Origin of the sequence: Sphingobacterium sp. UBA1498 (assembly GCF_002325125.1) — a bacterium.
GTDB lineage: Bacteria > Bacteroidota > Bacteroidia > Sphingobacteriales > Sphingobacteriaceae > Sphingobacterium.
The window spans coordinates 252,156-258,155 of sequence record NZ_DCRG01000026.1; the positions used below are offsets into that span (position 1 = coordinate 252,156).

The 6,000-nt window shown below is 38.9% G+C and carries 6 protein-coding genes and 2 tRNA genes; 4 read left to right on the forward strand and 4 right to left on the reverse strand.

The features are described from left to right. Positions 1 to 145: 145 nt before the first annotated feature. A complete protein-coding gene (purN, locus tag B3139_RS16200) occupies positions 146 to 718 on the reverse strand; it encodes a phosphoribosylglycinamide formyltransferase (protein WP_209579242.1) in 573 nt (190 codons plus the stop codon). A gap of 158 nt (positions 719 to 876) precedes the next feature. Here purN and B3139_RS16205 point away from each other — a divergent pair, with 158 nt between their 5' ends. Continuing rightward, positions 877 to 1,371, forward strand: a complete 495-nt coding sequence (locus B3139_RS16205; protein WP_293884608.1) for a peroxiredoxin family protein — start codon at positions 877 to 879, stop codon at positions 1,369 to 1,371. Positions 1,372 to 1,424: 53 nt separating this feature from the next. On the opposite strand, the gene clpB is transcribed toward B3139_RS16205, so the two are convergent. Further along, positions 1,425 to 4,022 (reverse strand): ATP-dependent chaperone ClpB, encoded by a 2,598-nt coding sequence (clpB, locus tag B3139_RS16210; RefSeq protein WP_293884609.1) that lies wholly within the window; start codon positions 4,020 to 4,022, stop codon positions 1,425 to 1,427. 270 nt (positions 4,023 to 4,292) lie between these two features. On the opposite strand from clpB, the gene B3139_RS16215 reads away from it, so the two are divergent. Both B3139_RS16215 and B3139_RS16220 read left to right on the forward strand, forming a co-directional pair. Beyond that, positions 4,293 to 4,365: transfer RNA gene (locus B3139_RS16215), tRNA-Thr, on the forward strand. A gap of 33 nt (positions 4,366 to 4,398) precedes the next feature. Next, positions 4,399 to 4,471: transfer RNA gene (locus B3139_RS16220), tRNA-Thr, on the forward strand. 96 nt (positions 4,472 to 4,567) lie between these two features. Here B3139_RS16220 and B3139_RS16225 read toward each other — a convergent pair. After that, on the reverse strand, positions 4,568 to 5,224 hold the full coding sequence (locus B3139_RS16225; RefSeq protein WP_293884610.1) for an NAD(P)H-binding protein: 657 nt from the start codon (positions 5,222 to 5,224) through the stop codon (positions 4,568 to 4,570). 78 nt (positions 5,225 to 5,302) lie between these two features. Beyond that, complete coding sequence (locus tag B3139_RS16230) at positions 5,303 to 5,545, reverse strand: hypothetical protein (RefSeq protein WP_293884611.1); 243 nt, start codon at positions 5,543 to 5,545, stop codon at positions 5,303 to 5,305. Positions 5,546 to 5,737: 192 nt separating this feature from the next. Here B3139_RS16230 and B3139_RS16235 point away from each other — a divergent pair, with 192 nt between their 5' ends. Beyond that, entirely contained in the window at positions 5,738 to 5,923 is a 186-nt protein-coding gene (locus B3139_RS16235; protein ID WP_209579247.1) for a hypothetical protein, read from the forward strand. Positions 5,924 to 6,000: the final 77 nt, after the last annotated feature.

Consider the following 6,000-nt stretch of genomic DNA (forward strand, 5'->3'; position numbering starts at 1 on the left):
GAAAATGGGTTCATTGCAGTATTTCTAAACTGGAACAAACCACCTTTGTTGTCTGACTCATCCATCTCTATCACAGTTTCAATAATTTCGTTCATGTCACGAAGTTACGATTTGTTTAAAACAATTCTAAACAATGGCGTAGTTTTTACATTTTTTTGATCAGATTCTCAATGACTTTGGGGAAGTGTTGATGTTCCAGTTGCTGCCCTTTGAATTTTATTGTGTCGAGGGTATCATTTGGATCCACTTTGAACCGTGCTTGATAGATGATTTCTCCTTCATCGAAATGCTCATTCGCGAAGTGAATCGTAATCCCGTGCTCTTCTTCTTTATTTGCTAGAACAGCCCGATGAACATGGTCGCCATACATTCCTTTACCACCGTATTTTGGAAGCAGAGCAGGATGAATATTAATGATTTGATTCGGAAAAGCTTTCAGAAGATTATTGGGTACAAGCCATAAAAAACCAGCCAAAACGATCAGATCAATATTTAAGTTTTTAAGAATATTGACAACATTGTCGGTGTTGTAAAATTCCTCACGATCAAAAATATGTGCAGGTATTTCGAAATTGTCAGCTCGTTGAATAACGTAAGCATCTGGGTTATTGGATAAAATCAAGGCGACCTCAGCTTCGTCCGAATACTTGAAATGTTCCATTATTTTTTGCGCATTGGAGCCTGAACCTGAAGCAAAAATAGCAATTCTTTTTTTCACGATTGATGAGTATTAATTAGATTTGATCGATTTAAAAATTAGCCCAAACTTACGGAATTTTTGTAAAAAAACTAAAACAATAGTCGAATAAACCATATTTTTAAGTATTATTAATCGAAATTAATTGAACGGTTACTATTGGTTTAAAATTTTTTAACATGAAATTCCTCTATTCCCTAATTTTTGTCAGTATTTATTTTTTGTTTCAACCAGTCTTTGCGCAGGCTCCTAAAACACTTCCGCCGTTTACATTCGACGAGGTCTATCAGACCGGCAAATATGATTCTGGTAAACTCCCGAAATCTGGATTTATTGTTTTGAATTTCTATGACCCTGGTTGTGGACACTGTCAGAAAATGGGGGCTGGTATTGCGACGAACTTGACGAAATTAAAGAATACATCATTTTACTTTATCTCGATGAATGATAAACAATATGTCGATGGCTTCATTAACATGTACGCAAAGGCATTGAAAAATGCCGCAAATGTTAAATTCTTATTTGATAACGGTACGCAGTTTATCGAAAAGTTTAAGCCTACCAACTACCCTTCATTGTATATTTATGATGCGAAGACGAAGGCACTCATACAGCATTTAGATGGCGAAGAAGACGTAAATAAACTGCTAAAGGTGTTAGGTGCGAAAATTTAAATCGCAAATAATAAAAGAGAACGTCCGATACATGTATCGGACGTTCTCTTTTATTATTCATTTTTGTTTATAAAGACAAATTTACCATCAAATACATCCAAGCGAATGATTGAATCGCGATTTACTTTTCCGGATAAAATCTCCTTTGACAGTTCGTTTAGAATCCTTTTTTGAATGACACGTTTTAACGGTCTTGCCCCATAAATAGGATCATAGCCGAGTTGCGCTAACCAATCCATAGCTTCATCAGAAGCTGTGATAAATATATTTTGTTCGGCCAGCTGTCTTTGCACATGGGCAAATTGTAAACGGACAATGTCTGCAATTTCGGTGCGGCTTAACGGTGTAAACATGATCACCTCATCAATTCGGTTCAAAAACTCGGGGCGAATCGATTGTTTCAAAAGATCAAATACCTCAGTTCGTGTTTTAGCAATAATCTCCTCCCTATTATCATCGTTCAAGTGACTGAAATTTTCTTGTATAATGGTCGAACCTGTATTTGAAGTCATGATGATAATCGTATTTTTAAAGTTTACCGTACGACCCTTATTGTCTGTCAGGTGCCCGTCATCCAATACCTGCAGTAGGATATTAAATACATCCGGATGTGACTTTTCAATTTCATCTAGTAATACCACAGAGTAGGGCCTTCTTCGCACGGCCTCCGTCAATTGTCCGCCTTCATCATAGCCTACATATCCCGGAGGCGCACCGATTAAACGTGACACGGCATGCCTTTCTTGATATTCCGACATATCAATACGAACCATTGATTGCTCATCGTCAAATAGAAATTCGGCAAGCGCTTTGGCAAGCTCGGTCTTTCCGACTCCAGTAGTACCAAGAAATATAAAAGATCCTATTGGTCGTTTTGCATCATTGAGACCCGCGCGTGACCTGCGAATCGCATCGGAAATAGCTTCAATAGCCTCATCTTGACCTGCAACACGTTTATGAAGTTCTTCTTCAAGATTTAGTAACTTCTCACGCTCCGACTGAATCATCTTACTAACCGGTATTCCAGTCCATTTGGCGACCACATCTGCGATATCCTCCGCGGTAACTTCTTCTTTAAGCATGCGCTTGCTTTCCTGTTTTTCCGCAAGTTCAGCCTTTAATCTGTCCACTTTTTCTTGTGCTTCTTTGATCCGTCCATAGCGAAGTTCGGCCACCTTCCCATAGTCACCAGAGCGTTCTGCCTGTTCAGCTTCGAGCTTATAATTCTCAATGTTCTCGATCTCTTGGTTGACATTGTCAACAAGGCTTTTTTCTTCTTGCCACGAAGCTCTTAAGGTATCTCGCTCTGCAGATAGATTGGCGATACTTTCCGAAAGCTCTGCAACTTTTTTGTCGTCATTTTCACGCTTCAAAGCTTCCCGTTCAATTTCCAACTGCATGATTCGGCGTTCAAGCTCGTCTACTGCTTCCGGTACGGAGTCCATTTCAAGCCTTAGTTTAGATGCAGCTTCATCAATTAAGTCAATTGCTTTATCCGGCAAAAACCGATCGGCAATATAGCGCTGTGATAATTCCACCGCTGCGATAATTGATTCATCCAGGATGCGTACTTTATGGTGTGTTTCGTATCGTTCTTTTAAACCCCTGAGGATCGAAATTGCATCTTGCGTGTCAGGCTCTTCCACCATAACTTTTTGGAATCTACGCTCCAATGCTTTATCTTTCTCAAAGTATTTTTGGTATTCATTTAGCGTTGTAGCACCAATAGCACGTAATTCACCTCTTGCCAATGCTGGTTTAAGGATATTGGCCGCATCCATCGCACCTTCACCGCCTCCTGCGCCTACCAAGGTATGGATCTCATCGATAAATAGGATAATGTCTCCATTGGAATCTGTAACTTCTTTTACAACCGCTTTTAAACGTTCTTCAAATTCTCCTTTGTATTTGGCACCGGCAACCAAAGCACCCATATCCAACGAAAAAACAGTTTTAGATTTTAAATTTTCGGGTGCATCGCCTTTGATAATTCTGTAAGCGATACCTTCTGCGATAGCCGTTTTACCGACCCCAGGTTCACCGACAAGTATTGGGTTGTTTTTGGTGCGACGGGAGAGGATCTGCATCACCCGTCTGATTTCCTCATCACGACCGATAACTGGGTCCAGCTTTCCCGACTCCGCATATTCATTTAAATTTCGTGCATATTTTCCGAGAGCATTGTATGTCGCCTCAGCATTCTGATCGGTTACTCGACTATTTCCACGCAACTCTTTGATAGCCGTCTTTAGATCTTTCTCCGTCACTCCCTGTGATTTTAATAATGTCGACGTCTTACTGGAACTTGCCAAGATACCTAGCAATAGATGTTCAACAGATACAAATTCATCATTAAATTCCTTTAAATAACCTTGTGCTTTTTGCAGCGCATTATTTGCATCACTACTTAAATAAATATTACTACCGCTAACCTTAGGAAAACCCTCCACTTGTTTATCAAGTTCAGTTCCGAGATAGCTGATGTTAACATTTAATTTTTTCAATAAGTGGCTGACAACATTTTCATCGACGGAGAGTAAAGCTTTTAAAATATGAGCTGTCTCAATCGCCTGTTGCTGATGGCCAGCAGCAATTTCGGACGCCTTTTGTATGGCCTCTTGCGCTTTAATTGTATAATTGTTAAAATTCATTTTATTGTCTTAATTAAAGTTTTGTTGTATGTTGGATTATAACAATTGAAGTGCCATTTGGGTTTTTAGCTGGATTTCGGAAAAAATGGCAATATTAATTATTGAATCATGACAAATTTGCAGTCCTTGAAAATAATGCGCTTGATTTTTAAATATTTGCCTTATTGCTGTAGAAAATTCTTGTTTTTGACTTGCAATTTTGCTGTAAGGTTTCGATATTTGCAACATCTTAAAAACGGTGAGCCGTGATTAAGATTGAAAAGAAGTAACGCCTCTTTAGCTCAGCTGGTAGAGCAACTGACTTGTAATCAGTAGGTCATTGGTTCGATTCCGATATGAGGCTCATTGAGCGACACTCATTAAAATTCAATTGAAAGCCTCTTTAGCTCAGCTGGTAGAGCAACTGACTTGTAATCAGTAGGTCATTGGTTCGATCCCGATAAGAGGCTCAGACAATCCCCAAGATTTTCTTGGGGATTGTTTTGTTTAGTCCCTTTTGTAATTTATCCAGCTTTTTCAGTTCGCAGAGATCACGTGTCTTCTAACTATGCAATGGTTTCTGCCGATAATTTTTTAATTTCTTCCACGGTTAGTGTATGATTGCCTTCCATATAGTGATTGATCGCCTGTAACATGGCGTTTGCGACCTGGGCTACAGACAGTGCTTGGTATGCTTTTAACAATCCTATCTTATTGAAGATGCGAAGCGCAGTTATCGCAGCTTTTTCACCAAGGCGATCGGTATTCGGCCGGATGAGTGCGCCGGGCTGTACTATGATGAGTCTATTGAAATCAAGCGCTTTCACATCCTGCTCAAGGCTCCCTTTCATGCGGTTGTAGAAAATTTTCGAGTCGGGATCAGCATGGACAGCTGACAACAGCATAAAGGTAGGAAGACCATTTTTCTTTGCCAATGCTGCAAATTGCAAATTAATATCGTGATCGATTTTCCATTGTGCCTCTTTACTTCCTGCATCCTTTAACGTAGTGCCAAGGCAGGAAATAGCAATATCGCCCTGAATATGTTGTTCAAAGTCAGTTAAATGATCAAAATCGACGATGACCTGTGCCAATTTAGTATGCTCCTCGAAAGAGATACGCCGTAATAAAACAATAATTTCTGTAATTTTGTCACATTTCAGCATCAATTGAACAAGGGCCCTTCCTGTAGCACCTGAACCCCCAATTAAAACTACCTTCATTGTTTCTTTTACTTATTTCGTTGATAATTAAGTTGAATGAATTGTCTGCTCAGCGTGATTTGCTCTGACGACACAGTATCAATCTTTATAATTTGGTTTTCCAGGAGTAAAACGAACAATAGATTGATCCAATCGGAGTGTATCTGCAACTGTAATCAGATCCTCCTCGACAATAAAATTTTGATCAATAGCGGTCTTTATCGTTGTAAAATCCTCTTGATCTGCATCCTGGAAATATAGAAGGGATTGGATAGTCGACACAGCTACCAGTTCGAGTAATTCATCTTCACCTTCGCGTCCAACATAAAAAAAATCTGCCATAATTATTATATATGATGTTATACGAAGATACTTTTTATTTTTGAAATTCGTCAATTAAGCGACAACTTCTTGAGTTACGAAAGCAAGTATATAAAAAGTTAACTGAAATTTTAGTTTCCTTGGTAGGCATAGTAAAATACATTATATTTGATAGAGACATTTTAAGATAACTAACAATAAGTTTTTATAAAGATGGATAAAGAGCAGATACAAAATTGGTTGGATAATGGATATGACCTCATTCATCATGGAAGGCCAGTAAAGGTTGAAGGTGATTTGTGGGAGTATATTGATGGGTTGGGAAGTTATGAAAATGTATATGTTTTGCGAGAATTGATCTACTGGACAGAAGAAGAATTGGCGAATATTGGTAGATAACGCGGAGACCCTGAAACACATATTCAGGATCCCGTAGCTATCTCTTCGTAATTAGAGGTAGTGTAAACTGAACTGTG